Source organism: uncultured Litoreibacter sp. (assembly GCF_947501785.1).
In the GTDB taxonomy this organism is placed as follows: Bacteria; Pseudomonadota; Alphaproteobacteria; order Rhodobacterales; family Rhodobacteraceae; genus Litoreibacter.
Genome location: NZ_CANMXB010000001.1, coordinates 1,357,480 through 1,381,823, shown reverse-complemented (window position 1 = coordinate 1,381,823; position 24,344 = coordinate 1,357,480). Strand labels below are relative to the sequence as shown.

General features: G+C 61.6%; 28 protein-coding genes. 14 read left to right on the top strand and 14 right to left on the bottom strand.

The window, feature by feature from the left end; all coding sequences use genetic code 11:
* Window positions 1-63: 63 nt before the first annotated feature.
* From Q0899_RS06870 to Q0899_RS06855, 4 genes are all read left to right on the top strand, one after another.
* Entirely contained in the window at window positions 64-210 is a 147-nt protein-coding gene (locus Q0899_RS06870; RefSeq protein WP_298297421.1) for a DUF2256 domain-containing protein, read from the top strand.
* A gap of 96 nt (window positions 211-306) precedes the next feature.
* The gene (locus tag Q0899_RS06865) at window positions 307-2,445 is read left to right on the top strand and encodes a malate synthase G (protein ID WP_299191745.1); all 2,139 of its coding nucleotides are present in this window, start codon (window positions 307-309) and stop codon (window positions 2,443-2,445) included.
* Window positions 2,446-2,524: 79 nt separating this feature from the next.
* The gene (locus Q0899_RS06860) at window positions 2,525-2,953 is read left to right on the top strand and encodes a heme-binding protein (RefSeq protein ID WP_299191743.1); all 429 of its coding nucleotides are present in this window, start codon (window positions 2,525-2,527) and stop codon (window positions 2,951-2,953) included.
* Between the two features lie 95 nt (window positions 2,954-3,048).
* Entirely contained in the window at window positions 3,049-3,825 is a 777-nt protein-coding gene (locus Q0899_RS06855; RefSeq protein WP_298297429.1) for a gamma-glutamyl-gamma-aminobutyrate hydrolase family protein, read from the top strand.
* 117 nt (window positions 3,826-3,942) lie between these two features.
* Here the strand turns inward: Q0899_RS06855 and Q0899_RS06850 are convergent, their stop codons facing one another.
* From Q0899_RS06850 to Q0899_RS06830, 5 genes are all read right to left on the bottom strand, one after another.
* A complete protein-coding gene (locus Q0899_RS06850; RefSeq protein WP_298297431.1) occupies window positions 3,943-4,233 on the bottom strand; it encodes an SCP2 sterol-binding domain-containing protein in 291 nt (96 codons plus the stop codon).
* Window positions 4,234-4,296: 63 nt separating this feature from the next.
* Window positions 4,297-5,181, bottom strand: a complete 885-nt coding sequence (locus Q0899_RS06845; protein ID WP_299191740.1) for an amidohydrolase family protein — start codon at window positions 5,179-5,181, stop codon at window positions 4,297-4,299.
* A 19-nt stretch (window positions 5,182-5,200) separates the two neighbouring features.
* A complete protein-coding gene (locus Q0899_RS06840) occupies window positions 5,201-6,796 on the bottom strand; it encodes an ATP-dependent DNA ligase (protein ID WP_299191738.1) in 1,596 nt (531 codons plus the stop codon).
* Entirely contained in the window at window positions 6,793-7,674 is an 882-nt protein-coding gene (locus tag Q0899_RS06835; RefSeq protein WP_299191736.1) for an alpha/beta hydrolase, read from the bottom strand. The genes Q0899_RS06840 and Q0899_RS06835 overlap by 4 nt, the downstream gene beginning before the upstream one ends.
* Window positions 7,671-8,687 carry a ligase-associated DNA damage response exonuclease gene (locus tag Q0899_RS06830; protein ID WP_299191734.1) on the bottom strand — a complete coding sequence of 339 codons (1,017 nt, stop codon included), beginning with the start codon at window positions 8,685-8,687 and terminating at the stop codon, window positions 7,671-7,673. The genes Q0899_RS06835 and Q0899_RS06830 overlap by 4 nt, the downstream gene beginning before the upstream one ends.
* A gap of 124 nt (window positions 8,688-8,811) precedes the next feature.
* Between Q0899_RS06830 and Q0899_RS06825 the strand changes: the two genes are divergently transcribed.
* From Q0899_RS06825 to Q0899_RS06810, 4 genes are all read left to right on the top strand, one after another.
* Complete coding sequence (locus Q0899_RS06825; RefSeq protein ID WP_298297445.1) at window positions 8,812-9,570, top strand: aldolase/citrate lyase family protein; 759 nt, start codon at window positions 8,812-8,814, stop codon at window positions 9,568-9,570.
* Window positions 9,571-9,700: 130 nt separating this feature from the next.
* The gene (locus tag Q0899_RS06820; protein WP_298297447.1) at window positions 9,701-9,856 is read left to right on the top strand and encodes an RSP_7527 family protein; all 156 of its coding nucleotides are present in this window, start codon (window positions 9,701-9,703) and stop codon (window positions 9,854-9,856) included.
* 137 nt (window positions 9,857-9,993) lie between these two features.
* Window positions 9,994-11,214 carry an RSP_2647 family RNA methyltransferase gene (locus Q0899_RS06815; protein ID WP_298297449.1) on the top strand — a complete coding sequence of 407 codons (1,221 nt, stop codon included), beginning with the start codon at window positions 9,994-9,996 and terminating at the stop codon, window positions 11,212-11,214.
* Entirely contained in the window at window positions 11,214-11,753 is a 540-nt protein-coding gene (locus tag Q0899_RS06810) for an RSP_2648 family PIN domain-containing protein (RefSeq protein ID WP_298356663.1), read from the top strand. The genes Q0899_RS06815 and Q0899_RS06810 overlap by 1 nt, the downstream gene beginning before the upstream one ends.
* A 52-nt stretch (window positions 11,754-11,805) precedes the next feature.
* Here Q0899_RS06810 and Q0899_RS06805 read toward each other — a convergent pair whose 3' ends face one another.
* Window positions 11,806-12,492, bottom strand: coding sequence for a M48 family metallopeptidase (locus Q0899_RS06805; RefSeq protein ID WP_298297454.1), 687 nt, complete (start codon window positions 12,490-12,492; stop codon window positions 11,806-11,808).
* A gap of 337 nt (window positions 12,493-12,829) precedes the next feature.
* Between Q0899_RS06805 and Q0899_RS06800 the strand changes: the two genes are divergently transcribed.
* Window positions 12,830-13,117: a hypothetical protein gene (locus tag Q0899_RS06800; RefSeq protein ID WP_299191730.1), complete on the top strand. Its 288-nt coding sequence runs from the start codon at window positions 12,830-12,832 to the stop codon at window positions 13,115-13,117.
* Between the two features lie 71 nt (window positions 13,118-13,188).
* Here Q0899_RS06800 and Q0899_RS06795 read toward each other — a convergent pair whose 3' ends face one another.
* From Q0899_RS06795 to Q0899_RS06775, 5 genes are all read right to left on the bottom strand, one after another.
* Window positions 13,189-14,376 carry a VWA domain-containing protein gene (locus tag Q0899_RS06795; RefSeq protein ID WP_298297457.1) on the bottom strand — a complete coding sequence of 396 codons (1,188 nt, stop codon included), beginning with the start codon at window positions 14,374-14,376 and terminating at the stop codon, window positions 13,189-13,191.
* Between the two features lie 6 nt (window positions 14,377-14,382).
* Window positions 14,383-14,553, bottom strand: coding sequence for a hypothetical protein (locus Q0899_RS06790; protein ID WP_298297460.1), 171 nt, complete (start codon window positions 14,551-14,553; stop codon window positions 14,383-14,385).
* Window positions 14,554-14,561: 8 nt separating this feature from the next.
* Window positions 14,562-15,929: a DUF2927 domain-containing protein gene (locus Q0899_RS06785; RefSeq protein WP_299191727.1), complete on the bottom strand. Its 1,368-nt coding sequence runs from the start codon at window positions 15,927-15,929 to the stop codon at window positions 14,562-14,564.
* Between the two features lie 19 nt (window positions 15,930-15,948).
* Window positions 15,949-16,395 (bottom strand): GNAT family N-acetyltransferase, encoded by a 447-nt coding sequence (locus Q0899_RS06780; protein ID WP_298356672.1) that lies wholly within the window; start codon window positions 16,393-16,395, stop codon window positions 15,949-15,951.
* Window positions 16,396-16,641: 246 nt separating this feature from the next.
* The gene (locus Q0899_RS06775) at window positions 16,642-17,481 is read right to left on the bottom strand and encodes a MoxR family ATPase (RefSeq protein WP_299195272.1); all 840 of its coding nucleotides are present in this window, start codon (window positions 17,479-17,481) and stop codon (window positions 16,642-16,644) included.
* Window positions 17,482-17,667: 186 nt separating this feature from the next.
* On the opposite strand from Q0899_RS06775, the gene dksA reads away from it, so the two are divergent.
* Together dksA and Q0899_RS06765 are read left to right on the top strand one after the other, a co-directional pair.
* Window positions 17,668-18,090 (top strand): RNA polymerase-binding protein DksA, encoded by a 423-nt coding sequence (dksA, locus tag Q0899_RS06770; protein ID WP_298297469.1) that lies wholly within the window; start codon window positions 17,668-17,670, stop codon window positions 18,088-18,090.
* A 66-nt stretch (window positions 18,091-18,156) separates the two neighbouring features.
* Window positions 18,157-18,753, top strand: a complete 597-nt coding sequence (locus tag Q0899_RS06765) for a LysE family translocator (protein ID WP_298297472.1) — start codon at window positions 18,157-18,159, stop codon at window positions 18,751-18,753.
* 110 nt (window positions 18,754-18,863) lie between these two features.
* Here Q0899_RS06765 and xth read toward each other — a convergent pair whose 3' ends face one another.
* On the bottom strand, window positions 18,864-19,646 hold the full coding sequence (xth, locus tag Q0899_RS06760) for an exodeoxyribonuclease III (RefSeq protein ID WP_299191724.1): 783 nt from the start codon (window positions 19,644-19,646) through the stop codon (window positions 18,864-18,866).
* Between the two features lie 26 nt (window positions 19,647-19,672).
* Window positions 19,673-20,389, bottom strand: a complete 717-nt coding sequence (locus tag Q0899_RS06755) for a hypothetical protein (RefSeq protein WP_299191722.1) — start codon at window positions 20,387-20,389, stop codon at window positions 19,673-19,675.
* 258 nt (window positions 20,390-20,647) lie between these two features.
* On the opposite strand from Q0899_RS06755, the gene Q0899_RS06750 reads away from it, so the two are divergent.
* Complete coding sequence (locus Q0899_RS06750; protein ID WP_299191721.1) at window positions 20,648-20,797, top strand: hypothetical protein; 150 nt, start codon at window positions 20,648-20,650, stop codon at window positions 20,795-20,797.
* Window positions 20,798-20,875: 78 nt separating this feature from the next.
* On the opposite strand, the gene Q0899_RS06745 is transcribed toward Q0899_RS06750, so the two are convergent.
* Window positions 20,876-21,205 (bottom strand): iron-sulfur cluster assembly accessory protein, encoded by a 330-nt coding sequence (locus tag Q0899_RS06745; protein WP_298297779.1) that lies wholly within the window; start codon window positions 21,203-21,205, stop codon window positions 20,876-20,878.
* 70 nt (window positions 21,206-21,275) lie between these two features.
* On the opposite strand from Q0899_RS06745, the gene Q0899_RS06740 reads away from it, so the two are divergent.
* Window positions 21,276-22,451: a deoxyguanosinetriphosphate triphosphohydrolase gene (locus tag Q0899_RS06740; RefSeq protein ID WP_298297484.1), complete on the top strand. Its 1,176-nt coding sequence runs from the start codon at window positions 21,276-21,278 to the stop codon at window positions 22,449-22,451.
* 134 nt (window positions 22,452-22,585) lie between these two features.
* Window positions 22,586-24,328, top strand: coding sequence for an arginine--tRNA ligase (gene argS / locus Q0899_RS06735; RefSeq protein WP_299191718.1), 1,743 nt, complete (start codon window positions 22,586-22,588; stop codon window positions 24,326-24,328).
* The last annotated feature ends 16 nt before the right edge of the window (window positions 24,329-24,344 follow it).

Genomic DNA, 24,344 nt, shown 5'->3' with positions numbered 1-24,344 from the left:
GCCGAGGTGCCGGACAGGTTTCTGCAGGTGCCGTGTTGATGGGACGGGGCGGGGCGATATGTGATGGCAAAGATGCGCAAGAAGCCCGACCTGTCTTCCAAGACTTGCGCCACGTGCGGGTTGCCGTTCTCGTGGCGCAAGAAATGGGCGAAGGTCTGGAAGGAGGTGAAATATTGCTCCGAGCGATGCAGGCGGTCAAAATCCCCCTGATCGGATGGATTGGTAATTTTTTCTTACCAGTTTGTTGCGTTCAGGAAGTTTGTTTCGTAAAGGAAACATGTACGATTGCATACAAGGATTCTCTCCATGACTGACCGCGTCACACGCTCCGAGCTGGCTGTCGACAAAATCCTCGCGGATTTCATTGAAAATCAGGCGCTTGAGGGCACTGGCGTCTCGGCAGATACGTTTTGGGACGCGCTGTCGAAGCTGGCTCACGAAATGGGGCCGCGCAACGCCGCATTGCTGGAGAAACGCGAAACCATTCAGGGGCAGATTGACGCCTGGCATGTCGAAAATCGCGGCAAGACCCATGACCACGCCGCCTATAAGGCGTTTCTGCAAGAAATAGGGTATCTGGTACCCGAAGGGGGCGATTTTCAGATCGACACCGCCAATGTGGACGAAGAAATCGCGACAATCGCGGGCCCGCAGCTGGTGGTGCCCATCACCAATGCGCGCTACGCGCTGAACGCGGCAAACGCCCGCTGGGGCTCGCTCTATGATGGGTTCTACGGCACCGATGCTATGGGCACGCCCCCATCCAAGGGTGGCTATGATAAGGGGCGCGGTGCCCGGGTTGTGGCGCGCGCACGGGTGTTTCTGGACGAGGCCTTCCCGTTGGAAGGGACAAGCCACGCCGACGCCCGGCGCTATTCGGTGCGCGACGGCGCGCTGATGGTGGACGACATGCCGCTGGCCTCGCCTGAGAAATTTGTGGGCTACCGGGGTCATCCTAAAGCGCCTGACGCCATATTGTTGAAAAACAATGGCTTGCATGTCGAACTTGTCTTCGACCGCACCCATATGATCGGTTCTCGCGACCAGGCGGGGCTGGCCGATGTGGTGATGGAAAGCGCGATGTCGGCGATCATGGACTGCGAGGATTCGGTGGCTTGCGTGGATGCCGAAGACAAGGTGCTGGCCTATGGCAACTGGCTGGGCCTGATGCGCGGCGATCTGGAGGAGACGCTGGAAAAGGGCGGCAAGACCATCACCCGCGTGCTGAATGGGGACCGCACCTACACCGGGCCGGATGGCGGCAAAGTGGTTGTAAAGGGCCGCGCGCTGATGCTGGTGCGCAATGTCGGGCATTTGATGACCAACCCCGCCGTGCTGGACCGAGACGGCGGCGAAATTTACGAAGGGCTGATGGACGCGCTGGTCACCACGCTGATTGCGATGCATGACCTGCAGCGCGAGGGCGGCAACTCGGTGACGGGCTCCGTCTATGTGGTGAAGCCCAAAATGCATGGGCCGGAAGAGGTCGCCTTCACCGACGAGATTTTTACCATGGTGGAACAGGCGTTGGGCCTGCCCGCCAATACGGTGAAGATCGGCATCATGGACGAGGAACGCCGCACCACGGTGAATTTGAAGGAGTGCATCCGGGCCGCTAAGTCTCGGGTGGCGTTCATCAACACCGGGTTCCTGGACCGCACCGGCGACGAAATCCACACCTCGATGGAGGCGGGGCCGTTCTCGCGCAAGGATTTCATCAAGCGCAAGGCGTGGATTGGCGGCTACGAGAACCAGAATGTCGATATCGGGCTGGAATGCGGGCTGTCGGGCAAGGCGCAGATCGGCAAGGGGATGTGGGCCATGCCGGACATGATGGCGGCGATGCTGGAGCAGAAGATCGAGCATCCCAAATCGGGCGCCAACTGCGCCTGGGTGCCGTCGCCCACGGCGGCGACGCTGCATGCGCTGCATTACCACAAGGTTGACGTCTTCGCGGTCCAGGAGAAGCTTTTGAAAGGTGGCCGGCGCGGCCATGTGGAGACCATCTTGGAAATCCCGCTGGCAACTTACGGCATGTGGACCGAGGGTCAGATCATGCGGGAGGTGGAGAACAATGCGCAAGGCATTCTCGGTTATGTGGTGCGCTGGATCGATCAGGGGGTCGGCTGCTCAAAAGTGCCGGATATCAACAATGTGGGCCTCATGGAGGACCGCGCGACCTGCCGCATATCCAGCCAAGCCTTGGCCAACTGGCTGCACCACGACGTGGTCAACGGCCAGCAGGTGATGGCCGCGATGCAGAAGATGGCGGCTGTTGTGGATGAGCAGAACGCGGGCGACGCCAGCTACACCCCGATGGCGCCGGACTATAACGGCATCGCCTTTCAGGCGGCCTGCGATCTGGTCTTCAAGGGGCGGGTTCAGCCGTCGGGCTACACCGAACCGGTGCTGCATGCGCGGCGGCTGGAGCTGAAAGCAAGCTGATTTCGCCGCGCTTGCGCGCGTCGATCCGCGGGGGCCCGCCCCCGCACCCCCGGGATATTTCTAACCAAATGGAGACGGTATGGCTGAGATTTCGTTGAACAAGGCGCGCACCATTGTGCGGAAGGCGATTGCAAAGGGCCAGGAGCTGGAGCTTAAACCGCTCTCGGTGGTGGTGCTGGATGCGGGGGGCAACGTCAAAGCGTTTGAACGCGAGGACGGCGCCGCGCCGGGCCGCTTTGCGATTGCGCATGGCAAGGCCTACGGGTCGGTCATGCTGGGCATGGCGGGCACCGCGCAGATGGCACGCGCCGAGCAGCAGCACTACTTCATGACAGCCGTCAACGGGCTCTTTGGCGGGCAGGTCGTGCCTGTGCCTGGCGGCGTTCTGGTCCGCGACAAACGCGGGGCGGTGATCGGGGCCGTTGGGGTCACCGGCGACACCTCCGACAATGACGCGATTGCGGCCATGGCGGGCATCGACGCGGCCGTGCTCACGGGAGAGGCCTAAGCCTTTCTTAAACTGCACATGCTATGTGCGGCGGGACGGCTCGACACCGGGCCGTCCTTTTGCGTATGTTGCCTAAAATTAGGGAAGGTGACCACATGTCTCGGCCTGTCATTGGCATCATTGGCAACTCGTATCTGATCAACGACGAATACCCCGCCTATGCCTGCGGCAAGATGAATTGCGACGCCGTGGCTGACGCCACGGGCGCGCTGCCTGTGATCATTCCCACCAACCCCGATTATGCGACCACGTCTGAGCTGATGGACATGTGCGACGGCTTCCTGTTCACCGGTGGGCGGCCCAATGTGCACCCCGAGGAATACGGCGAACCCGCAACCGAGGCGCATGGCGCCTTTGACAGGGAACGCGACGGGGTTGCCTTGCCGCTGATCCGCGCCTGCGTGGCCTCAGGGTTGCCATTCTTTGGCGTCTGCCGGGGCTTTCAAGAGGTCAATGTGGCAATGGGCGGCACGCTCTACCCGGAAATCCGCGACCTGCCGGGCCGCATGAACCACCGGATGCCGCCCGATGGCACTTTGGAGGAAAAGTTCGAGTTGCGCCACACGGTCAAATTCACCGCAGGCGGCCCCTTCCACCAAATCCTCGGCGATGCGGAGGTGATGACCAATACGCTGCACGGGCAGGGTATCAAGGATGCGGGCGAGAGGGTGATCATCGACGGCTATGCACCCGATGGCACGCCCGAGGCAATCTACATCAAGGACGCGCCGGGATTTTGCCTGTCGGTGCAATGGCATCCCGAATATTGCGCGGTGCAGGACCCGGTGTCCAAACCGCTATTCGAGGCGTTTGGGGACGCGGCGCGGCAATGGAAGTCCGGCAACCGCCCAAAGGTTCTGAAAACGGCCTGAACGTCTTCTTTCTGCTCAAAATATGCCGGGTGAAGGCGCGTATGCGCCGAGGGCGGAGCCCTCAATATCGCTGATATCAGCGAGGGGCATAGGGTGCGGCGCAGCCGCTCAATTTGGTCACGCTGTGAGTATGTCGCTGACCTTCAGGGCGCGCATCTGGTTACCGTCGACCTTCAGCTTGCCCGACATCACCGCCATGATGGGATTTTGTGACCCGTCCAGAATGGCGCGGAAGGTTTTCTCGGACGCTTTCAGCGTCACGTCAGCGTCTCCATCTGTGGCCGTGGCCCCGTCTTCCGACAACATGACCGCACCGTGATCCTTGATCACCAGCTTGGCAGTGCCTTTGATGGTGCCTCGCACTTTTGGGGCGAGCGTCGTGACAAAGTCTTCTAGGACGGTTTGCATAGGGTCTCCTGACATTGGCGCCACTTTGGCACGCTCACCCGGCTTCGCAATGAAAACGTGGCGTCAGTCGAACCCGTAAAGCGCGACCGGCGCGTCAACGAGGATGGTCCGGCGCGCCGAGGCGCTGGAAACCACGCGGTGGAACGCGTCAAGCGCAAGGCCGGCATCGGGCATCTCGGCATCCGCAAGCATGATATAGGGGAAGTCGGACCCCCAGAGGCAACGTTCTGGGTTGGCCTGTGCCAGCGCTTCGACCAGCGGGTCAGTATCGTGCCACGGGGAGGTTGAGACGCGGTAGAGGCCCGAAAGTTTGACATAGGCGGCGCCGTCCTTGACGAGGGCCACCATAGCTTGAAAGCCAGGCTCGGTGGGGCCCGCGGCGACGTCGGGCCAGCCAATATGGTCGAAGACGACCGGGCATGGCAGCGCGCGGATATCGCCCGCGATTTCGGCCATATGTTTGTCAGAGTTGACCAGCATCTGCAGATGCATGCCGCGATCTGCGAGCGCGGGGGCAAGGGCCTTCGCGCCGTCCCAGCTGAGCACGCCGCCATGCACATAGTTCAGGCGGATGCCTTTGATGTTGGCCTCTGCCAAGGCGTCGAGCTGCGCTTCTGTGGCGTTGTCGGTCAGCAGGCCGATGCCGCGTGCGTCGTCGCCAAGGCGGCGGACGGCCTCGATGGTAACGGCGTTGTCCGCGCCGTACAGGATTGAATGCACCACCACAGTGCGGCGGATGCCGAGCGTGGCACATTGGCTTTTGTAGGCGTTGAGGAAGCCGTCCATCGTAAGGCCGGCTGGATCCTCGACCCGGGATGGGGACAGGGGGAACTCATCCGGCGCGCCCAGCACGTGAATATGGGTGTCTACCGCGCCCTCGGGGGCCTGTTGCTGCGGTGTGCTCGCCGGACGCGGGGCGGCGCTGATGGGGATATCGGGATTTTGCATATTTTTGCCAAGATGAAACTTAGCCGTATTGTTCCAGCATTTCGTTGAGGTCGTCCAGCGTGTTTGCCTCGTCTATCGGCTTATCATGCCGCCAGCGGGACATGCGCGGAAAGCGCAGGGCCACGCCGGATTTGTGTCGGGGGGATTTCTGGATGCCCTCGAATGCGATCTCGAACACATGTTGTGGGGTGACCTGCCGCACGGGGCCAAATTTTTGCACCGTGTTGCGTTTGACCCAAGCGGTGATCTGGCGGAATTCGGCATCCGTCAGGCCGGAATAGGCCTTTGTGAACGGGACCAGCTCGTTGCCGTTGCGCACGGCGAAGGTGAAGTCGGTGAACAGGTTGGCGCGCCGGCCCGATCCTGCTTGCGCATAGATCATCACCGCATCGATCATCAGCGGGTCGACCTTCCATTTCCACCAATCGCCCTTTTTGCGGCCCGACCGGTAGGGGCTGTCGCCGCGTTTCAGCATGAAGCCTTCTGCCAACCGGTCGCGGGAGATCTCGCGCAGCTGGCCAAGTGCGGCCCAATCCGCAAATGGCTCGTTGGCCGACAGGCAGATCGGGGCGTCGGGCGGCAGGGCGGCGATAGTTTCGGCGAGGTGTTTGCGTCTGACGTCATAGGGCTGGCCGCGGATGTCGGTGCCTTGATGCTCAAGCAGGTCATAGGCGTAAAGCACTGCCGGCGCTTCTTTGAGCAGCTTTTTGGGCACGGTTTTGCGGCCGATACGTGGTTGCAGCGCGTTGAAGGATTGCGGCGCGTCGGCCGTGTGGTCCCAGGCCAGTATTTCGCCGTCAAAGACGGTGCCGTCAGGGACGAAGTCGCGCAGCATGGCGAATTCGGGGAAGCGGTCGGTGATCAGCTCCTCCCCGCGCGACCACAGGTGATGGGCGCCGCGCCGGATCACCAATTGCCCGCGAATGCCGTCCCATTTCCATTCGGCGCGCCAGTCCTCGGGCGGGCCGAGTGCTTCAAGGTCTTCCAACTGATAAGCCAGATAGAACGGGTAGGGCTTGGAGGCGTCAGCCTCCGGGTTTTCCGACAGGATCAGGTCTTCGAAAGTGGTGGTGTCGGGTGTCCAGTCGCCCATCAGGCGGTGGGCAAGGGTGGCCTCCTCGATCTCGGTGGCCTGTGCCAGCGCGCGGGTCATCAGCTTTTGGCTAACCCCGATGCGCAGCCCGCCGGTGATGAGCTTGTTGAACAGGAAGCGTTCGATGGGGGGCAGGCTGTCCCATGCGTTGAGGATGATCTCTTTCTTGGTCGCGACCTCGTGTTTGCCGATGTCGCGCACCACCTCGATCCAAGCGGTCAGCGTGCGGTCCGAGGTGCCAGTGGCCGGCGGCAGCACCAGCGCGATGGTCTCCGACAGGTCGCCCACGATGGGGTAGCATTCCTCGAATAGCCAGAGCGGGATTCCCGCTTTCCCCGCCGCCCATTCGCGCAGCAATGTGGTGGTCACCCCGCGTTTGGGGCGGCGGCCCGACAACAGCGCGATGGTCCACAGCTTGTCGGTATCGGATGCGTCCCTGAAATAGGACGCGAGCGCGGCCACCTTGGCGTTGGTCTTGGTGGTCTGGTCCAGCGCCGTGAAGAGTTGGGCGAAGCGTTTCACGGCAGATGGGACCTCAGGAAAGCTGCCATGCGCGTCACGGCCTCGTCTGCTTCGGGGCTGCGGCCCGCGGCCAGTTGCCATCCATGCGGAACGTCCTGCCAAATGTCGACCGAGGCGTCGGGAATGGTGTCCCCCAAGGCCACGGCCTCGTCGAAGAACATCTCTCCTTCGGCGATCTGCACCAGCGTCGGAGGCAACGTAGACAGATCGGCAAAGGCGGGCGAGGCCTGCGAATCTGTGGCGTCATGCCCGGCCAAATAGCGTGCGGTGGAGCTGGTCACCCAGGAATGGGGCAGCACCATATCGGTGTCGCGGAATGCCTGCCTGCTGGCGCTGGACCCCGTCAGGTCGGTCAACGGTGACAGCAGCCCCAAGGCGGCTGGCATGGGCAGGCCCTGTTCTGCCGCTCGGGTCAGGGTGTTCAGCGCGAGGCACCCTCCCGCGCTGTCGCCTGCGATCACGATCCGCTTGGCGTCGGTCTGCTGCAACAACGCGCGGTAGGCGGCGAGGCAATCCTCGGGCGCGGCGGGGTAGGCGTGGCGGTCGCCAAGCCGGTAATCAGGCAGGTAGGCCGTGGCCCCGATCTGATCGGCAATGCGCGCGGCCAGCCAGCGGTAGGTGAAGGACGACCCGATGGTGAAGCCGCCGCCATGCAGGTAGAGCAGCGTGTTTCCTGCGGCCTGTGGCGGCGTCATCTGCCGTGTGGGCACGCCACCCAGCGCGGTCATGTTGTCTTGGGTGCCGGGCAGCGGCTTCATGGAATAGGCCATCAGGCCGAAGATCCGGTTCAACAACCGTTGGTTGCCGACATGGGCCAGCATCGGCTTTTGCAGGTAGCGCGACAGGGCGTTGAAACCCTTTTGTTGCTTTGAAATCATTCGACGACCTCCGGTTCCGGTTGGTCGAGGCTTTCGCCTTCAAACTCGGTCTCCACCACGGCGGCGTCATAGCCTTGATCGCTGAGCCAGCGGGAAAATTGAGCGGTGTAGCCATGTGTGACAAAGACCCGTTCCGCGCCGGTGGCCTTGATGGCGCTGTTCAGCCCCTCCCAATCGGCGTGATCCGACATCACGAACCCTCGGTCGGCGGAGCGGCGGCGGCGCACGCCGCGCATCGCCATCCAGCCGGACGCGAACGCGGTGGATGCTTGGCCGAATTTGCGCGCCCAGGGGCCATTCATGGCCGACGGCGTCGCGATGACCAGCGCGCCGGCGTGGTCTTTGACATGGGTGTCAGCCGTGACATGGACCGTGTCGGGCAGGGGCACGCCTTGCGCGCGCAAGACACGGTTGGTGTTCTCGATCGCGCCATGGGTCAGGATCGGCCCGATGGAGGTGTCGACATTGGCCAAAATGCGCTGCGCCTTGCCCAACGCATAGGCGCCGATGATCGAGAATTTGCCGGCGTCTTTGTTGGCCTGCCACCATGCGTTGATGGCGGCGATGACATCATCCTGGGCGTCCCATTTGAACACGGGCAGCCCGAATGTGCTTTCCGTGATGAACGCGTGGCATTGCACCGGCTCGAAGGGTTCCGACAGCCCGTCATCGGTGGTTTTGTAGTCGCCGGAGGCCACCCAGACCTCCCCGTCGACCTCAACGCGGACTTGCGCCGAGCCGGGCACGTGTCCCGCTGGGTGGAACGAGACCTTTGCGCCGCCGATCTGGCGGGTCTCGGCATATTTTGTGGTCTCGATCTTGATGTCGCCAAGGCGGTGCTTGATCACGGGCGTCGCGGCCTCGGTCGCGAGGTAGCGCTTCATGCCCCAATGCGAATGGTCGGCATGGCCATGGGTGATCAACGCGCGGTCCACCGGCTTCCACGGATCGATGTAGAAATCTCCGGCGGGGCAATAAATGCCTTGGGGGCGGAATTCGAGAACCATGTGCATATCCTAGCAGCGTTTCGCGGGGTTGCGAGGGCGGGGTTTTGGTATTTTTGAAACAATGATGGGAGAGGGGTTTCGCTTTGATCCTGCGGGCGTACTGTGTCCCCAAGCAATTGGGAGAAAGCATATGAGCATCGCGGATCTGAAAGCGCGGATGACAGGAGGGGACCGGCTGGTCGGCACGTTTTTGAAGACGCCGTCGGTGGATTTGATCGAGATACTGTCCGGGTCGGGCCTGGATTTCATTGTTTTGGACGCGGAACACGCGCCATTTGACCGGATGCGGCTGGATGCCTGCCTGGCCGTGGGCCGCGCCTTGGACTTTCCGCTGCTCGTGCGGGTGCCTGCGGGGACGCCTGATGAGCTGCTGAAAGTGCTGGATGCAGGTGCCGTGGGGGTTGTGGTGCCGCATGTCGACAGCGCCGAGAAGGCCGAGATAGTGGCGCGGTCCTCGCGCTTTGGGCCGGGTGGGCGCGGCTATGCCGGGTCGACCCGCTGGGCCGGGTTTGCGACGCGAAGCATGGCGGAGGTGCTTCAACAGGCGAAAGACGAGACGATTGTCATCGCGCAAATCGAAGAGGTCGAGGGCGTTGAGGCCATCGATGCCATTGCCGGATGCGACGGCATTGACGGCGTGTTTATTGGCCCGGCCGACCTCAGCGTGTCTCTGGGCAAATCGGATATCAATTCGCCGGAGCTGGGCGAGGCGATGCAGCGCGTGGGAGAGGCGGCCAAAGCCCATGGCGTGGCCTACATCACTTGGGTGCCGGGGCCGGAAAAGGCGGCGGAATGGGACAAGTATGGCTTCACCACCTATGTTGCGGCGTCCGAGCATAGCTGGATGTTGGCTGGCGCAAGGGCCGCGGCGGCGGGCATAAAAAGGTGACTTAAAGGAAGGTTACCTCCGGGCTATGCGTTTTATGCATAGCGGTTTTTCGCAATTGGGGGATGTTGCTGCGCCGCAGCATGCCTATCTTTGTCTCAACAGAAACAAAGACCCGAACCGGAGCAAACCCATGAGCGATACCTACCAGTCCATCAACCGTAACGACATCGAAGCCCGCGCTCGCCAACTGCGCGCAGAAGCGGCGCGCGAAGGCCTGCTGGCCCTGCGCAAAGCCGTCGCAAACGCCTTTTCGACAGTGTTCGCTGGGAAAGTCAAAGCGGCCTGAGCCTTCTCCTTCCGAGAGCAGTGGTCGCTTTAAGGCCCCGGAATCGCCCGTTGCGGCTGGTCCGGGGCCTTTTGTTTGAGGTGCCTTTGCCGCGAATGCGCCTTTCGCGCAGGGCCCAATGGGGGTAGGGGGAGGCCATGACAGATACTCAGCCCCCCGCCCAAATCGCCACCACCAGACCGGTGGTCCGCCTGAAACCCAAAGCCGACGCCCTGCGCATCCGGCGCGGCGCGCCTTGGGTCTATGCCGATGACATCGTGACCGACCGGCGCACCAAGAACATCGCGCCCGGTGCAATTGCCGTCCTGCAGGACGCGGAGCGGCAGGAGATCGGGCTGGTGGCCGTCAACGGGCTGTCCAAGATCATGGTGCGGATGCTGGATGACGACATAGAGGCGGAGATTGATCAGGCGTGGTTTAAGGCACGGTTTTCCCGTGCCTTGGCACTGCGCGAACGGCTCTATGACGCGCCGTTCTACCGCCTTGTCCACGCGGAAGGCGACGGGTTGCCCGGCGTGGTCGTGGACCGGTTCGGCGAGATTTGCGTGGTTCAGGCCAATGCGGCCTGGGCCGACACACGGTTCGACATGCTGGTGGACGCGCTTGTCGCGGCGACCGGCGTCGCGACCGTCTACAAAAGCGCCAGCGGACGCACGCGGGAATTGGAAGGCCTCGACACTGAAAGCAAACTGGTGCGCGGTGCGCTGGACGGCCTGGTGCCGGTGGTGATGAACGGGGCCACCTATTTGGCTGACATCGCGGGCGGGCAGAAGACAGGGCTCTTTTACGATCAACGGCCAAACCACGCCTTCGCGGCATCGCTGGCGGAGGGCGCGCGGGTGTTGGATGTGTTTTCCCATGTGGGCGGCTTCGGGCTGGCGGCCTTGGCGGGCGGCGCAGTGTCCGCTTTGGCCGTGGACGGATCGCAGCCCGCATTGGACCTCGCGGTGCAGGGCGCGGCGGCGTCAGGCTTCGCGGACCGCTTTGACACCCGCAAGGGCGACGCTTTCAAAACCATGGAGGCGTTGCTGGAAGAGGGGGCCAGTTTCGATCTGGTTATCGCCGACCCGCCTGCCTTTGCGCCCTCAAAGAAGGCGCTGCAAAACGGGCTGACGGCGTATAGCCGCGTGGCCTCGATGTCGGCCAAGCTGGTGGCTCCGGGGGGGTATCTGGTGCTGTGTTCCTGCTCCCATGCGGCGGAGCTATCGAAGTTTCGGCAAGCCTCGCTGCGCGGGGTGGCGCGCGCGGGACGCAGTGCGCAGTTGATCGGCACGGGTGGCGCGGGGCCGGACCATCCCGTGCATGCGGCTTTGGCCGAAAGCAGCTACCTCAAGGCGCTGTTTTTGCGGCTGGACTGATGCGCGTCTGTCTGGACGCTTGCGTGCTGTTTCCGACAGTGCTCAGGGAGGTGCTGACCGGTGTCGCGGCGCTGGGATTGTACCAGCCGATCTGGTCCGAGCGCATCTTGGAGGAATGGGCGCGCGCAACAGTGAAGCTTGGGCCGGGCGCGGAAACTCAGGCGCGGGGGGAGATCGCGGTGCTGAAGGCGCATTTCCCGAATGCGTCTGCGCAGCCCCGGGCGGGGGACATGGCGCGGCTGCATCTGCCCGATGAAGATGACATCCATGTGCTGGCCTCGGCCATTGCGGGCTCGGCGGATGTGATCGTGACGCTGAACGCGAAGGACTTCCCGCGCCAGACATTGGCGTTTGAAGGGGTCAAACGCCTCAGCCCCGACGAATTTCTGATGGACCGGTGGATGGAAGCGCCTGCGGCGGTCGAACAAGTGGTGAAGGACGTGCATGGTGTGGCGGTGCAGATGATGGGCGAAGACATCGCCCTGCGCGCGCTGATGAAACGGGCGCGGCTGCCGCGTTTGGGCAAGGCGCTCGCCTAGGGCGCCCATTTTTTCAACGAAAAAATGGAGCCAGAGTTTCGGGGAAACTCTGTCAGGTCACGCCCCACTTCGCCTCGTTTTCTTCAATGGCGGCGATACGCTCCGCTGTTTTGGGATGGCTTAGCAGCCAGGCAGGGGTTGCCCCGCCCATCCCCGCCGACAACATGTCCAGCTTTTCAAACAATGTTTTCTGCGGCCCGGTCCCGATGCCTGCTTTGGTCAGCAGGGCGGAGGCATAGGCGTCCGCCTCATACTCGTCACGGCGCGACAGCTTGGCGGCCAGCATTGTGGTCAGCATATTGGCCAACCAGACACCCGCAAAAGGGATCAGGCGGCCCAGCAACGAGGCCAGCACGACGCGTATCGCATTCTGGCCGGAGAAGTCGATCATCCGGCGGCGGCTATGGCCCAGCGCCACGTGCCCCAGCTCATGGGCGATGACGGAGGCCAGTTCCTCTGCGCTGACATCGCCAGCTTTGTACTTGTTGTAAAACCCCCGCGTGATGAAGATGCGCCCATCCGGCGCGGCCAGCCCGTTGACGGGCTCAACCTCGAAAATATGAACGTTGATCTGCGGCACATCCAACGCGCGGGCCATGTCCTTGTTCATCTGCTCCAGTGTCGGGTCGGCCAACCGGGTGGATTTGGCATTCAGCATCCGCCGCGTGTTCCACGCCGAGAAGCGGTAGGACACATATGCATAGAGGATGGCCAGCAGGATGGGGGTGAGCTTGATCATGTGTTGGATATGGGGCGCGGGGCGGTTGTTATCAAATTGAATCAGGGCGCATCGCGGTTTGCGGACGTGGGATTCGCATATTTTTGGCAGAAAGAAGCGGGGGGGGTTGCGCGCTTGTTTCAGCGTTCTCGCGTTTTGTGAGCGGGTTCTCACGGCGGCGTGAGCCTGTGGTCCGTGGTGTTTAGGTATATGTGCGTGAGCGCACTAAAATCACGTATGTTTCGTGTTTTGGTGCATTGAAAGAGGCGGCGGGAAGGCGCATATTCAACTCATCAAACGGCAAACACGCCGAACACACACAACGCCGGAAACGGCACCACATACTGGAGAAACTGAAATGAAAACTGTAATCGCATCCGCTCTCGTCGCCCTGTCCCTTGCTGCTCCTGCTGCGGCAGACGTGTCCGACGCAAAAGCCTTCTTCGCGCTGAGCAACGACTCTGCTGCCGAGCGCATCGTTGGCGACACATCCACCGGCAACCCCGTTGGTGCCGCCGAAGTTCTAGCGCTGACCAACGACTCGCCTGCCGAGAACATCGTGAACTTCGACCGTGCTCGCAACGTTGACGTGTCGGCGATCCAAGCGATGTTCGCGCTGACCAACGACTCGCCTGCAGAGAACTAAGTTCCCCCCCGATCTTTCCTCCCAGAAGATCACCAAGCGGCCTTCCCCAAACCGGGGGAGGCCGTTTCTTGTTATCTGGTGAGCAGTTTCATGCCGCGCTCGATGCCGTCCAACGTCATCGGGACCATGCGGTCCGCGCCAAAAATCTGTTGGATCATCTGCGTCGATTGGGTGTGGCGCCAGTAGCGTTCGTCCAGCGGGTTGATCCAGAGGTTGGACTGCCACTGGTCGCGGGCGCGGCCCAGCCAGACCTCGCCGGTTTCCGCGTTCCAATGCTCATTCGCGCCGCCGGGATAGGCGATCTCATAGGGTGACATCGACGCGTCGCCCACGAAAATGCATTTGTAATCCGGCCCATAGGTGCGCAGCAGTTCATGTGTTTCCGTTTGCTCAGACCAGCGGCGTTTGTTGTCCGTCCACACGCCTTCGTAAAGGCAATTGTGGAAGTAGTAATGTTTGAGATGTTTGAACTCGGTCTTGGCGGCCGAGAACAGCTCTTCCACCACTTTGACATGCGGGTCCATCGAGCCGCCCACATCCAGAAACAGCAGCACTTTGACGGCGTTGCGCCGTTCAGGCCGCGTTTTGACGTCCAGATAGCCGTTTTCCGCCGTGGCGCGGATGGTGCCGCTGAGGTCCAGCTCGTCTGCCGCGCCGTCACGGGCCCATTTGCGCAGGCGTTTCAGGGCCACCTTGATGTTGCGGGTGCCAAGCTCGGTGGTGCCATCCAAATCGCGGAATTCGCGCTTGTCCCAAACCTTGACCGCCCGCTGGTGGCGCGATTCATGCTGGCCGATGCGCACGCCTTCGGGGTTGTATCCATAGGCACCGAACGGGCTCGTACCGGCGGTGCCGATCCATTTGGAACCGCCTTGATGGCGCTTTTCCTGTTCTTTCAGGCGTTCTTTCAGCGTCTCCATCAGCTTGTCGAAGCCGCCCAGCGCTTCAATTTCGGCGCGCTCCTCCTCGCTGAGGTGCTTCTCGGCCAATTTGCGGATCCATTCCTCGGGGATGTCGACGGCTTCCAGCATTTCGGCGGTGTCGATATGTTCCAGCCCCTCGAAGGTGGCGGCGAAGGCGCGGTCGAACCGGTCGAGGTGGCGTTCATCCTTCACCATCACGGCGCGGGCGAAGTAGTAGAACCCGTCCATGTCGTAGGTCACCAATCCGGCGCGCAGCCCTTCCAGAAAGGACAGGTATTCGCGCAAGGAAACGGGGACTTTGGCGGATCGCAGATTTTCGAAAAACCGCAGAAACATAAGGGGTTACGCCGCCATGCGCAGCGCGAAAATCCAGATGAACATCGCCACAAAGCCGAAAGACACGCCGTAGCCGGCCGCGTATTGTGCGATGTCTTTCTTGTTGCCGCCGCGCCGACCGACAATGGTGCCGCCGGTGAGTGCGCCCACACAGGCGCCAATCAGGAAGGCTGTCATCTCAGCGGTTACCCTCGTCTGGGTGTCAGCGCCCGAATTTCGTTCAGCCGGGCGCGCACGTTGCGGTCAGAGCCGAACCCATACCGCCCCCAGGCCAGCGCGTCCAGCCGGGTGGCCTGCGCCTCTGCGTCGCGGTTGGTCTTTTCCAGGGCTTGCGCCTTGATCATCAATAGCGTCGCCAAAAGCGCGGCGTTTTCGCCGGCTTGGGCGGCGGGAATGGCCTCATTCGCGATTTGGATGGCTGTGCCATATTGCGCCGATGACAGCGCGAAAGCGGCCAATTGGGTGGAGACATGCGCGGCCTGAACCGACGCGCCGTACAGGCTTTTGTAAATCTCACCCGATTGCACGAAGCTTTCGATGGCCAGTTGCGGCTTTTGGCCCAAGGTGACCCGGCCCTGCACGAAGAGGGAGAACGCCAGCCGGTTGTCGCGCCACCCTTGGTTTTTGGCGATGTTGACGGCCTGGGCTGCCAGATTTGCACGTTTGGACGGGGTCGCGCGCGGTGCCAGTGAGGCGGCGATGATGCGGTTCCATTCCTGCGGCGTCGCAGATGCTGCGCGCATGCCGGTCCGGGCGCCGCGCGGGTTCAGCCGGGCCAAAAGACCGGGCAGAGCGGCGCGCGCTTGGGCGCGGTTCATGCCGTTGCGCATCTCGGGCGAATAGTAGGCGCGCAGGATCAGCATGTCGAAGCCGGTCAGGACGGTGTGAAAATTGTCGTCATTGAAGATCGAATCCGGCAAACGGTAGAGGTCATTGAGAGGCCCGAGCGCCTGGGCCACTTCCTCATGCAGGCAGTCGCGCACTTCTTGCGGGGAGACGTCGGACGGGATGATCACCGTGGCGCGCTTGCGCGTGGTCAGCTTGGTCCAGTCTGTGACCCCGCGGGCACGGTTCTTCTTGAATTCGGCCCAGCCCGACACGTTTGGCACCACGAAACAGGCCGCTTGCGGGACCGCTTTTTGTAGCTTTTTGCGCGGGATCGCTTCGATGATGATCTGCGCGCTTTCACCGCTGCGGGCGCGGGAGATGTCGATCCCCGCCTCGTTGCGCAGCCGCGACATCAGCTGTGCGAGGTCGTTTTCCAGGTTTGCCGGCGCCCCGCTGGAGACCGCTACTTTGATCGGTCCCTGAAATTTTGTGAGGAAGGGAAGCTGCCGCCCGCTTTCCATCTGGAAGGACAAGTCTATGAAATCACGCGCAATTTCTGCGTTTGACTTTAGGACAGGCTTGCCGCGCCTGGCGGCAAAGCTCTTCATGGGCGGCAGGTTGGACGTGGTCGCCGCGCGTTGCGCGACCTCCGTGACGGAGGTCGGGGCGCAGGCTGCAAGGAGGAAGCTCAGTCCCAGCGCTGCTGTCGGCAGAATCGGTTTCATATAGGCAAGCATCAGGCGGTTATACTCGTTTGTATTTGATAAAGGGGGTTTTTTCGCCAATGCGATCGTAGAGTTTTCGGGCCGTTTCGTTGAAGTCCTGCGTCAGCCAGTACACGCCCGGGGCGCCTGCTTCATCGGCGGCGGCGTAGACCGCCTCCATCAATGCACGTCCCGCGCCGGTGCCGCGAACGCCTGGATCGACATAGAGATCCTGTAGATAGCAGACATTTTCGACGGACCAGCCGTGGCGGTGAAACAGGTAATGGGTAAGCCCGACCGGTTGGCCGTCATAGAGCGCGATCAACCCGTGGTAGTCCTGCGGATCGTCGCCAAGAAGGCGGCCGAAATAGGTGTCGTAAACGGTTTGCGGGACCGTGGAGTCGTAGAAATCGAGATAGGCCGTCCACAGAACGCCCCACGCGTCCCTGTCCGCCGCCTCGAGCAGTCTGATCGTCAATTCACCCACAGGTATCGTCCCTCATTCGTATTCAATAGCCGTGATCCACCGAGATTGGGGCGGTGTCATGCAACGAATGCGGCATTTTATGGATCAATGCAGGATTTCGGTGGAGATTGTTTCGTTGACGTGGCGTTAAGCGATGCAGGCAGAAGACTGGGAGCTGGCGGTTATGCGCCGGCGGCTCGATGGTTGGCTTGCTGGAAGACGCCTCGACTTCGGCTTGCGCCTCAGCGACCCGCCCACCAGCCGCGCCTACCTCTGGGCCCGCGCCATGAAGGCAAGCCGTTCGAACAGATGCACGTCCTGCTCGTTCTTCAGCAATGCCCCATGCAGCTTGGGCAGCGCATTCGCGCCGTCACGTTTCAGGTCTGAGGGATCAAGGTCCTCTGCCAGCAGAAGTTTCAACCAGTCCAGCACCTCGGATGTTGAAGGCTTCTTCTTCAATCCCGGCGTCTCGCGTATCTCAAAAAACTCGGTCAGCGCGGCGTTCAGAAGCGCCGGTTTGATGCCCGGATGATGCACCTCGACAATCTTCTTCAGGGTCTCGGCATCCGGGAATTTGATGTAATGGAAGAAGCAGCGGCGCAGAAACGCGTCCGGCAGCTCTTTTTCATTGTTGGAGGTGATGATCACGATGGGTCGCTGTTTGGCCGTGATCGTCTCGCCGGTCTCGTAGACATGGAACTCCATCCGGTCGAGCTCCTGCAGCAGGTCGTTGGGGAATTCGATATCGGCCTTGTCGACCTCGTCAATCAGCAAGACCTTGCGCTCGGAGGCCTCAAAGGCCTGCCACAGCTTGCCTTTGCGGATGTAGTTCTTGACGTCATGCACCTTCTCGTCGCCCAGCTGGCTGTCGCGCAGCCGCGATACCGCGTCGTACTCATACAGACCCTGCTGCGCTTTCGTGGTGGATTTGACATGCCATTCGATCATCTCCAGCCCCAGCGCGGCCGAGACCTGGAGCGCCAGCTCGGTCTTTCCGGTGCCGGGCTCACCCTTGACCAAAAGCGGGCGCTGCAGCGCGACAGATGCGTTTACGGCCACCGTCAGGTCATCCGTGGCCACGTATGTGTCAGTTCCAGTAAATTTCATCGCGCGATCAAGCCCCTGCAGGTCGGTGTTGGCGAGGCTCACCTCGCGTTCAATTTCCCTTCATAACGTCCCTTATCTGCGTGACAAGGGCGGGCGGTTTCGGTAGACGATGCGCAGAGACAGCCAGCTGCGGGCCTTGAGTCGAGGGTGTTAACCATGTCTGGCCCAGTTTAGGGAGTTTAGGGGATGAAAGCTGAAGTGTTTTTGCCGGATGATTACCGTCCTGCCGAGGATGAGCCGTTCATGAACGAGCGCCAGACCGAATATTTTCGTCGCAAGCTGACCGATTGGCGGCAGTCCATCCTGGATGAGACCAACTCCACCATCGAAGGCATGCAGGAAGGCACCCGTAACATTCCCGACATTGCAGACCGTGCCTCGGAAGAAACCGACCGCGCGCTGGAATTGCGCACCCGGGACCGTCAACGCAAGGTGATCTCCAAGATTGATGCCGCGCTGCGCCGCATTGACGAAGGCGAATACGGCTATTGCGACGATACTGGGGAGCCGATTTCGCTGAAGCGTCTGGATGCCCGCCCCATTGCCACCCTGAGCCTTGAGGCGCAGGAACGCCACGAACGCCGCGAGAAAGTCCACCGCGACGACTAAGCCGCGACACAGATATTCGACGATGCCGGGCCTAGCGCCCGGCATTTTCTTTTGTAGGGTAGGGGTATGCTGAGTTTCGCCGCTGCCGTCTTCTTGTTGATCATCACCCCTGGTCCGGGCGTGCTGTCGCTGGCGGGCGTCGGCGCGGCCTACGGGTTTCGCGCGGGGCTGCGCTACTTCATGGGGCTGTTCATCGGCACCAATCTGGTGGGGTTGGCGGTGGTCACCGGGCTTGCGGCGTTGATCCTGGCCAATCCGGTGATCCGCACGGTGCTGATGGCGGCCTCGACCGGGTATCTGCTGTACATGGCCTTCAAGATTGCCACGGCGGGCAGCAAGATCGGCTTCACCGCCGCAACCCGACAGCCGGGCATTCGCGACGGGCTGATGCTGCAGGCGATCAATCCGAAGGCCTATGTGGTCAACACCACGCTGTTTTCGGGCTTTGCCTTCCTGCCGGGCGCCTATGCTTTGGAAGTCACGCTGAAATTCATCATCATGAATGTCATCTGGTGCGCGCTGCATTTCCTGTGGCTGTGGGTCGGTGCTCGCATCAAGGCGATGAACCTTGCCCATCGCACCCAACGCGCCATCAACATCTTCATGGCCTGCGCGATGCTCGCGGTCGTGGGGCTGGCCCTGTGGACGTCGCTGAACGCGTAGTCTTCATCTTGGAAGAAATATGCCGGGGGTTTGGGGGCAGAGCCCCCATGGAACGGGGGTGTGGGGGCTGGCCCCCACCATCGCGACGCGCGCAAGCGCGGCGCAAAACCTTACAAGTCGAGCTCCACCCAGACCGGCACGTGGTCTGATGGTTTCTCCCGCCCGCGTATCTCGAAATCAATCTTGCACTCGGTTAGACAATCCGCCGCCTGCGGCGATAGCAGCAGGTGGTCGATCCGGATACCGTCATTGCGGTTCCACGCACCGGCTTGGTAATCCCAAAAGGAGAACTGCTCCGGCAGCTGGTTGCGCGCGCGGAAGGCGTCGGTGAAGCCCAAATTCAGGATCTTGCGAAAGGCGGCGCGGCTCTCTGGCCGGAACAAGGCGTCGTCTTGCCAGGCGTCGGGCCGCTTGGCGTCCTCGGGCTGGGGGATAATGTTGTAATCGCCCGCCATCATGGCAGGGATTTCTTCAGCCAAAAGCTCTTGCGCGCGGACGTACATCCGCTCCATCCAGGCTAGCTTGTAGTCGTATTTCGGCCCCGGTGCCGGGTTGCCGTTGGGCAAATACAGCCCGCAAATGCGTATCGGACGGGTCTCGCCCATCACCAGCGCTTCGATCCAGCGGGCCTGTTCGTCCTCGTCGTCGCCTGGCAGGCCGCGCCGCACGTCTTCCAGCGGCAATTTGGACAGAATGGCCACGCCGTTGAACGACTTTTGCCCATGGGTTTCGACGTTGTAGCCGCGCTCTTCAAAAACCTCGCGGGGGAAGGCCTCATCCACCGATTTGATCTCTTGCAGCACCGCCACGTCAGGTCGCGCCTCGTCCAGCCAGACGGGCAGGGCGTTGATGCGGGCCTTGATGCCGTTGATGTTGAATGTGGCGATTTTCATGTGGCGGCCCCCAGATGCGTCATGGGTCACGTATCGCGCGAAGACCCCGCCGCCGCAAGCCAAAGCGCGTCCAGATCCGCCAGTGCGGCGGCGTCAAAGCGTTCCAGCTCCTCCCAATACCGACCGGAGGCGGCCATATAGCCCAGCGCGTCTTCGCGGTGCAGCGCGTCATCAACCAAATTCTCGACAAAGCCGCGCGGGGACACGTCCTGCAGATCAAACGGCGTCCGGCGCGGGAAGAGAAGGCGGCTGTCGGCTTGTGACAGGTTCACCACGGCGCAGCCTTGCCGCGCGGCAATTATTTCCAACCGCGCTGATTTCGCCTCCAGCGATTGCAGGGTGATGTCGTCACGCAGCGGGTCAGCTTCGCCTGTCCCGTAAAAATGTGTCTCCCCACGGGGGGCATAGGTCATGTCGCAGCCCAAATACGCCAGACAGCTGGGGCGGTGGTGACAAAGCGCCCAGTAGCCCGCCGTGAAGGCCATGGTGCCGCCCGCATAGACAAAGCCGCCATAAGCGTTTTGGGCGGGCACATAGTCATCAGCGGTCACAATGGATTGGGCGGGCTCCAGATGCCGGGGCAACCTGTCCGGGTCGAAATCTTCGGGGTGGATCAGGCTGTCCCAGTCGGGGCGCACTGCAAAGGCATTGTTAATCGCCAGAATGTGGTCAAACGGCGCGCGCGGCCAAACCCGCGCGTCCAGCACGTTTGGGCCGCTGCCCAGGATCAATACAGTCGTCATCTTCGATTCCGCTTCGCCCGTCTTGAGGCTTGACCTAAGGCGCAATCCGCGTTTGACGAGGGGGGAGGGACGCATTCTCGTGGCATTGTCTTCCTTTTTTGGACAATCCGGCTGGAATTGGAAGATTTTGCAAAAATTTTCGATATTGCCACATTTGCGCCCCAATCCCCGACGATAAGGGGAACAATAAAAAAGACGACCGAGCAAATTTACTGTGGGGCAGTGATGAAAAACGTAATGATTATAGGCGCTTTAGCTATGCTCGCCGCATGTGGTGTGCCGGCGAATGAGGACATTTCCTCCAAGTCCGACTTCAAACCTCTGGGACAGGCTTTCTTCGTGCCCGTCAACCCGGCTGAGCTTGCTCAGTCGCAGGCGTGGGCCGAGGTTGTGGAAAGCTATCAGTAAGCATGAAAAAGGGGCGATAAGACCCTATGCTTTCTGAATAAATTGAATTTCTGACCAATCGGCTGCGGCCGATATCACCTACATCGAAAAAGACGTCCCGCAGCCGCAGGACGAGGTGGCGTTCGGGTTGTCGATGACAAACCGGGCGCCTATCAGCTCTTCGGTGAAGTCGATCACCGCATTTTCCAAAAACGGCAGCGACACGCTGTCGACCACGACTTTCTGGCCTTTTTGTTCCAGCACCAGATCGTCATCGGCCGGCGCGTCGAGCTTGATTTCATACTGAAACCCCGAACATCCGCCGCCTTCGACAGCGACGCGCAGCGCTTGGCCTTCGTCACCTGCACCAATCTCGGCAAGGCGCGCGAAGGCGCGGTCGGTCACTTTTGGGGGCAGGGCGAGGTCCATGTCATGTCTCGTATCTGTTGCCAGCTCAATGTAGGATGCCTGCGGGACAAGAACAAGAAGAGGCAGCCACATGACGCGGGCAAACTACGCGTGCCACCCCGAAGACAGCCGGGGCAGGCTTTATCCTGAGCAGGAAAGCACCTTCCGCAGCTGCTTTCAGCGCGACCGGGACCGCATCATTCACGCCTCCGCCTTCCGGCGCTTGAAGCACAAGACACAAGTGTTCATCGAACATGAGGGCGATTATTTCCGCACCCGGCTGACCCATTCCATCGAGGTGGCGCAGGTGGCGCGCACCATCGCGGGCGTTTTGGGCCTGAACGAAGAACTGACCGAGGCTGTCGCCCTGGCCCATGATCTGGGCCATACCCCCTTTGGCCACACGGGCGAAGAGGCGCTGGACGCGTTGATGACCCCTTATGGCGGGTTTGACCACAACGCGCAGGCGCTGAAAATCGTGACCTCGCTGGAACGCCACTACGCGGAATGGGACGGGTTGAACCTCACCTGGGAAGCCCTTGAAGGCATTGCGAAACATAACGGGCCGGTTACGGGCGATTTGCCCTACGCATTGTCCGAATATTCTGCGCGTCACGATCTGGAATTGGGCACCTATGCCAGTGCCGAGGCGCAGGTCGCGGCCCTTGCCGACGACATCGCCTATAACAACCACGACCTGCATGACGGGCTGCGGGCCGAGCTGTTTTCCACCGACGAGCTGGCCGAGTTGCCGTTGGTGGGTCCGTGCTTTGCCCGGGTAGATGAGCTTTACCCCGGGCTGAACTACTACCGCCGCCGCCATGAGGCGCTGCGCCGGTTCTTCGGCATTCTGGTGGAAGATGTGATCGCCGTGGCAAAAGCGCGTTTGAACGCGCTTGGCCCGTCATCGGTGGTCGACATTCGTGCAGCAGGCAAGCCGATGGTGCAATTCTCGCCCGAGATATGGGAGCAATTGAAAGTGATCCGCCGCTTCCTGTTTGAACGCATGTACCGCGCGCCTGCCGTGGTGGAGATGCGGGTGCAGGTCACTCAGGTGGTGGATGAGTTGTTTCCGTTGTTCATGTCGCAGCCTGACCTGCTGCCCAAGCAGTGGCGCAAGGATGTTGAGGACGCTGCGGGCGAGGTGGAACTGGCGCGCATCGTGGCCGATTACATTGCGGGCATGACCGACCGGTTTGCCTTGCAGGAACATGCCCGCCTGATCGGCGGGATCGAGGCCGACAGCTACGTGATGGGGCAGCCTTGATCCAATTGTGCCTGCGGCGCGTCTTTGTTTATTGGGGGCTAGCCCCCAAACCCCCAAGGTATTTTTGAAACAATGATGGGGTGGACCGCAGGGCCTGTCGTGATAAACCGCGCGTAACTTTTTGAGGTGATGAGATGAACCTGTTTTCAGATATCCGCGCGCTGGTGATTGCCGCGCTCGACACCATGGTGGCCGAGGGCGTTTTGCCCGAGGGGTTGGACTTTGCCAATGTGGCGGTCGAGCCGCCGCGCGACGCGGCGCATGGCGATATGGCGACCAATGCGGCCATGGTTCTGGCCAAGCCCGCCAAGCTGAAGCCCCGCGATATCGCGGAGGCCCTGGCGGCGCATTTGCAGGCCGACCCTCGGGTGGATTTGGCCGAGGTCGCGGGGCCGGGCTTTTTGAATCTGCGGTTGGCAACATCCGTGTGGGACGGCGTGGTGCAGACGGCGTTGACGGATGGCGCCGCGTTTGGCCAGTCCTCCATGGGCGCGGGCCGGAAGGTGAATGTGGAATATGTCTCCGCCAACCCGACGGGGCCGCTGCATGTGGGCCACACCCGCGGGGCGGTGTTTGGCGACGCTTTGGCCTCCTTGCTGGCCTATGCGGGCCACGAGGTGACGCGGGAATATTACATCAACGACGGCGGCGCGCAGGTCGATGTTTTGGCGCGGTCGGTCTATTTGCGTTATCTGGAGGCACATGGTCAGGAGGTGGCGTTCCCCGATGGCACCTATCCCGGCGACTATCTGGTCGCCGTCGGTGAGGCGTTGAAGGCTAAGGTCGGCGACGCCTTTGTGGACAAGGGCGAGCAGTTTTGGCTGGATGACGTGCGCGACTTCTCAACAGAAGCCATGATGGATTTGATCCGGTCCGATCTTGCCGCTTTGGGCATCGAAATGGACGTGTTTTATTCGGAAAAGTCGCTCTACGGCACCGGCCGGATTGAGGCCGCCATTGCCGAGCTGGACGACAAGGGCCTGATCTACGAGGGCGTGCTGGAGCCGCCCAAAGGCAAGAAGCCGGAGGACTGGGAGCCGCGCGAACAGACGCTGTTCAAGTCAACCGAACACGGCGACGATGTGGACCGGCCTGTCAAGAAATCGGACGGGGCGTGGACCTATTTCGCGCCCGACATTGCTTATCATTATGATAAGGTTTCCAGAGGGTTCGACGCCCTTATTGATGTGTTTGGCGCCGATCACGGCGGCTACGTCAAACGCATGAAAGCGGCGGTGTCGGCGCTGTCTGACGGCAAGGTGCCGGTCGACATTAAGCTGACCCAGCTGGTGAAGCTGACCAAGAACGGCGAGCCCTTCAAGATGTCGAAACGCGCCGGCACCTTCATCACGTTGCGCGACGTGGTCGATCAGGTAGGCCCCGATGTGACCCGCTTCGTCATGCTGACCCGCAAGCAGGACGCGCCGCTGGATTTCGATCTGGACAAGGTGCTGGAGCAGTCCAAAGACAACCCGGTTTTCTACGTGCAATACGCCCATGCGCGGGTGTGCTCGGTCTTGCGCAAGGCGCAGGACGCGGGCTGGGACATGTCCGACGCGGTGCTGGCCAAGGCCGATCTGTCTGGCAACACGCATGAGGCCGAGCTGACGTTGGCCGCAAAGCTGGCCGAATGGCCGCGGTTGGTCGAAATTGCCGCCCGCACGAACGAGCCGCACCGCATCGCGTTCTACCTCTATGAGCTGGCCGGAGAACTGCACGCGCTGTGGAACCGGGGCAACGACGTGCCCGAATTGCGGTTCTTGCAGGACTCTGAGGCCGCATCCTTGCCAAAAATTGCGCTCGCACGTGCCACGGCGATTGTTATTTCCGCAGGTCTTGGTATTCTGGGCGTAACTCCGGCTACCGAGATGCGCTGACGCCAAACGATCAGCC

Bases quoted from the DNA above. Each gene is read 5' to 3' on its own strand.
- Q0899_RS06745 (WP_298297779.1), bottom strand. From the start codon at position 21,205: ATGGACCTCGCCCTGCCCCCAAAAGTGACCGACCGCGCCTTCGCGCGC.
- Q0899_RS06835 (WP_299191736.1), bottom strand. From the start codon at position 7,674: ATGATTTCAAAGCAACAAAAGGGTTTCAACGCCCTGTCGCGCTACCTG.
- Q0899_RS06740 (WP_298297484.1), top strand. From the start codon at position 21,276: ATGACGCGGGCAAACTACGCGTGCCACCCCGAAGACAGCCGGGGCAGG.
- Q0899_RS06820 (WP_298297447.1), top strand. From the start codon at position 9,701: ATGAGCGATACCTACCAGTCCATCAACCGTAACGACATCGAAGCCCGC.
- Q0899_RS06790 (WP_298297460.1), bottom strand. From the start codon at position 14,553: ATGACAGCCTTCCTGATTGGCGCCTGTGTGGGCGCACTCACCGGCGGC.
- Q0899_RS06850 (WP_298297431.1), bottom strand. From the start codon at position 4,233: ATGCAAACCGTCCTAGAAGACTTTGTCACGACGCTCGCCCCAAAAGTG.
- Q0899_RS06800 (WP_299191730.1), top strand. From the start codon at position 12,830: ATGAAAACTGTAATCGCATCCGCTCTCGTCGCCCTGTCCCTTGCTGCT.
- Q0899_RS06855 (WP_298297429.1), top strand. From the start codon at position 3,049: ATGTCTCGGCCTGTCATTGGCATCATTGGCAACTCGTATCTGATCAAC.
- Q0899_RS06815 (WP_298297449.1), top strand. From the start codon at position 9,994: ATGACAGATACTCAGCCCCCCGCCCAAATCGCCACCACCAGACCGGTG.
- Q0899_RS06785 (WP_299191727.1), bottom strand. From the start codon at position 15,929: ATGAAACCGATTCTGCCGACAGCAGCGCTGGGACTGAGCTTCCTCCTT.
- Q0899_RS06805 (WP_298297454.1), bottom strand. From the start codon at position 12,492: ATGATCAAGCTCACCCCCATCCTGCTGGCCATCCTCTATGCATATGTG.
- Q0899_RS06765 (WP_298297472.1), top strand. From the start codon at position 18,157: ATGCTGAGTTTCGCCGCTGCCGTCTTCTTGTTGATCATCACCCCTGGT.
- Q0899_RS06860 (WP_299191743.1), top strand. From the start codon at position 2,525: ATGGCTGAGATTTCGTTGAACAAGGCGCGCACCATTGTGCGGAAGGCG.
- argS (WP_299191718.1), top strand. From the start codon at position 22,586: ATGAACCTGTTTTCAGATATCCGCGCGCTGGTGATTGCCGCGCTCGAC.
- Q0899_RS06755 (WP_299191722.1), bottom strand. From the start codon at position 20,389: ATGACGACTGTATTGATCCTGGGCAGCGGCCCAAACGTGCTGGACGCG.
- Q0899_RS06795 (WP_298297457.1), bottom strand. From the start codon at position 14,376: ATGTTTCTGCGGTTTTTCGAAAATCTGCGATCCGCCAAAGTCCCCGTT.
- Q0899_RS06870 (WP_298297421.1), top strand. From the start codon at position 64: ATGGCAAAGATGCGCAAGAAGCCCGACCTGTCTTCCAAGACTTGCGCC.
- Q0899_RS06845 (WP_299191740.1), bottom strand. From the start codon at position 5,181: ATGCAAAATCCCGATATCCCCATCAGCGCCGCCCCGCGTCCGGCGAGC.
- Q0899_RS06830 (WP_299191734.1), bottom strand. From the start codon at position 8,687: ATGCACATGGTTCTCGAATTCCGCCCCCAAGGCATTTATTGCCCCGCC.
- Q0899_RS06865 (WP_299191745.1), top strand. From the start codon at position 307: ATGACTGACCGCGTCACACGCTCCGAGCTGGCTGTCGACAAAATCCTC.
- dksA (WP_298297469.1), top strand. From the start codon at position 17,668: ATGAAAGCTGAAGTGTTTTTGCCGGATGATTACCGTCCTGCCGAGGAT.
- xth (WP_299191724.1), bottom strand. From the start codon at position 19,646: ATGAAAATCGCCACATTCAACATCAACGGCATCAAGGCCCGCATCAAC.
- Q0899_RS06750 (WP_299191721.1), top strand. From the start codon at position 20,648: ATGCTCGCCGCATGTGGTGTGCCGGCGAATGAGGACATTTCCTCCAAG.
- Q0899_RS06775 (WP_299195272.1), bottom strand. From the start codon at position 17,481: ATGAAATTTACTGGAACTGACACATACGTGGCCACGGATGACCTGACG.
- Q0899_RS06825 (WP_298297445.1), top strand. From the start codon at position 8,812: ATGAGCATCGCGGATCTGAAAGCGCGGATGACAGGAGGGGACCGGCTG.
- Q0899_RS06810 (WP_298356663.1), top strand. From the start codon at position 11,214: ATGCGCGTCTGTCTGGACGCTTGCGTGCTGTTTCCGACAGTGCTCAGG.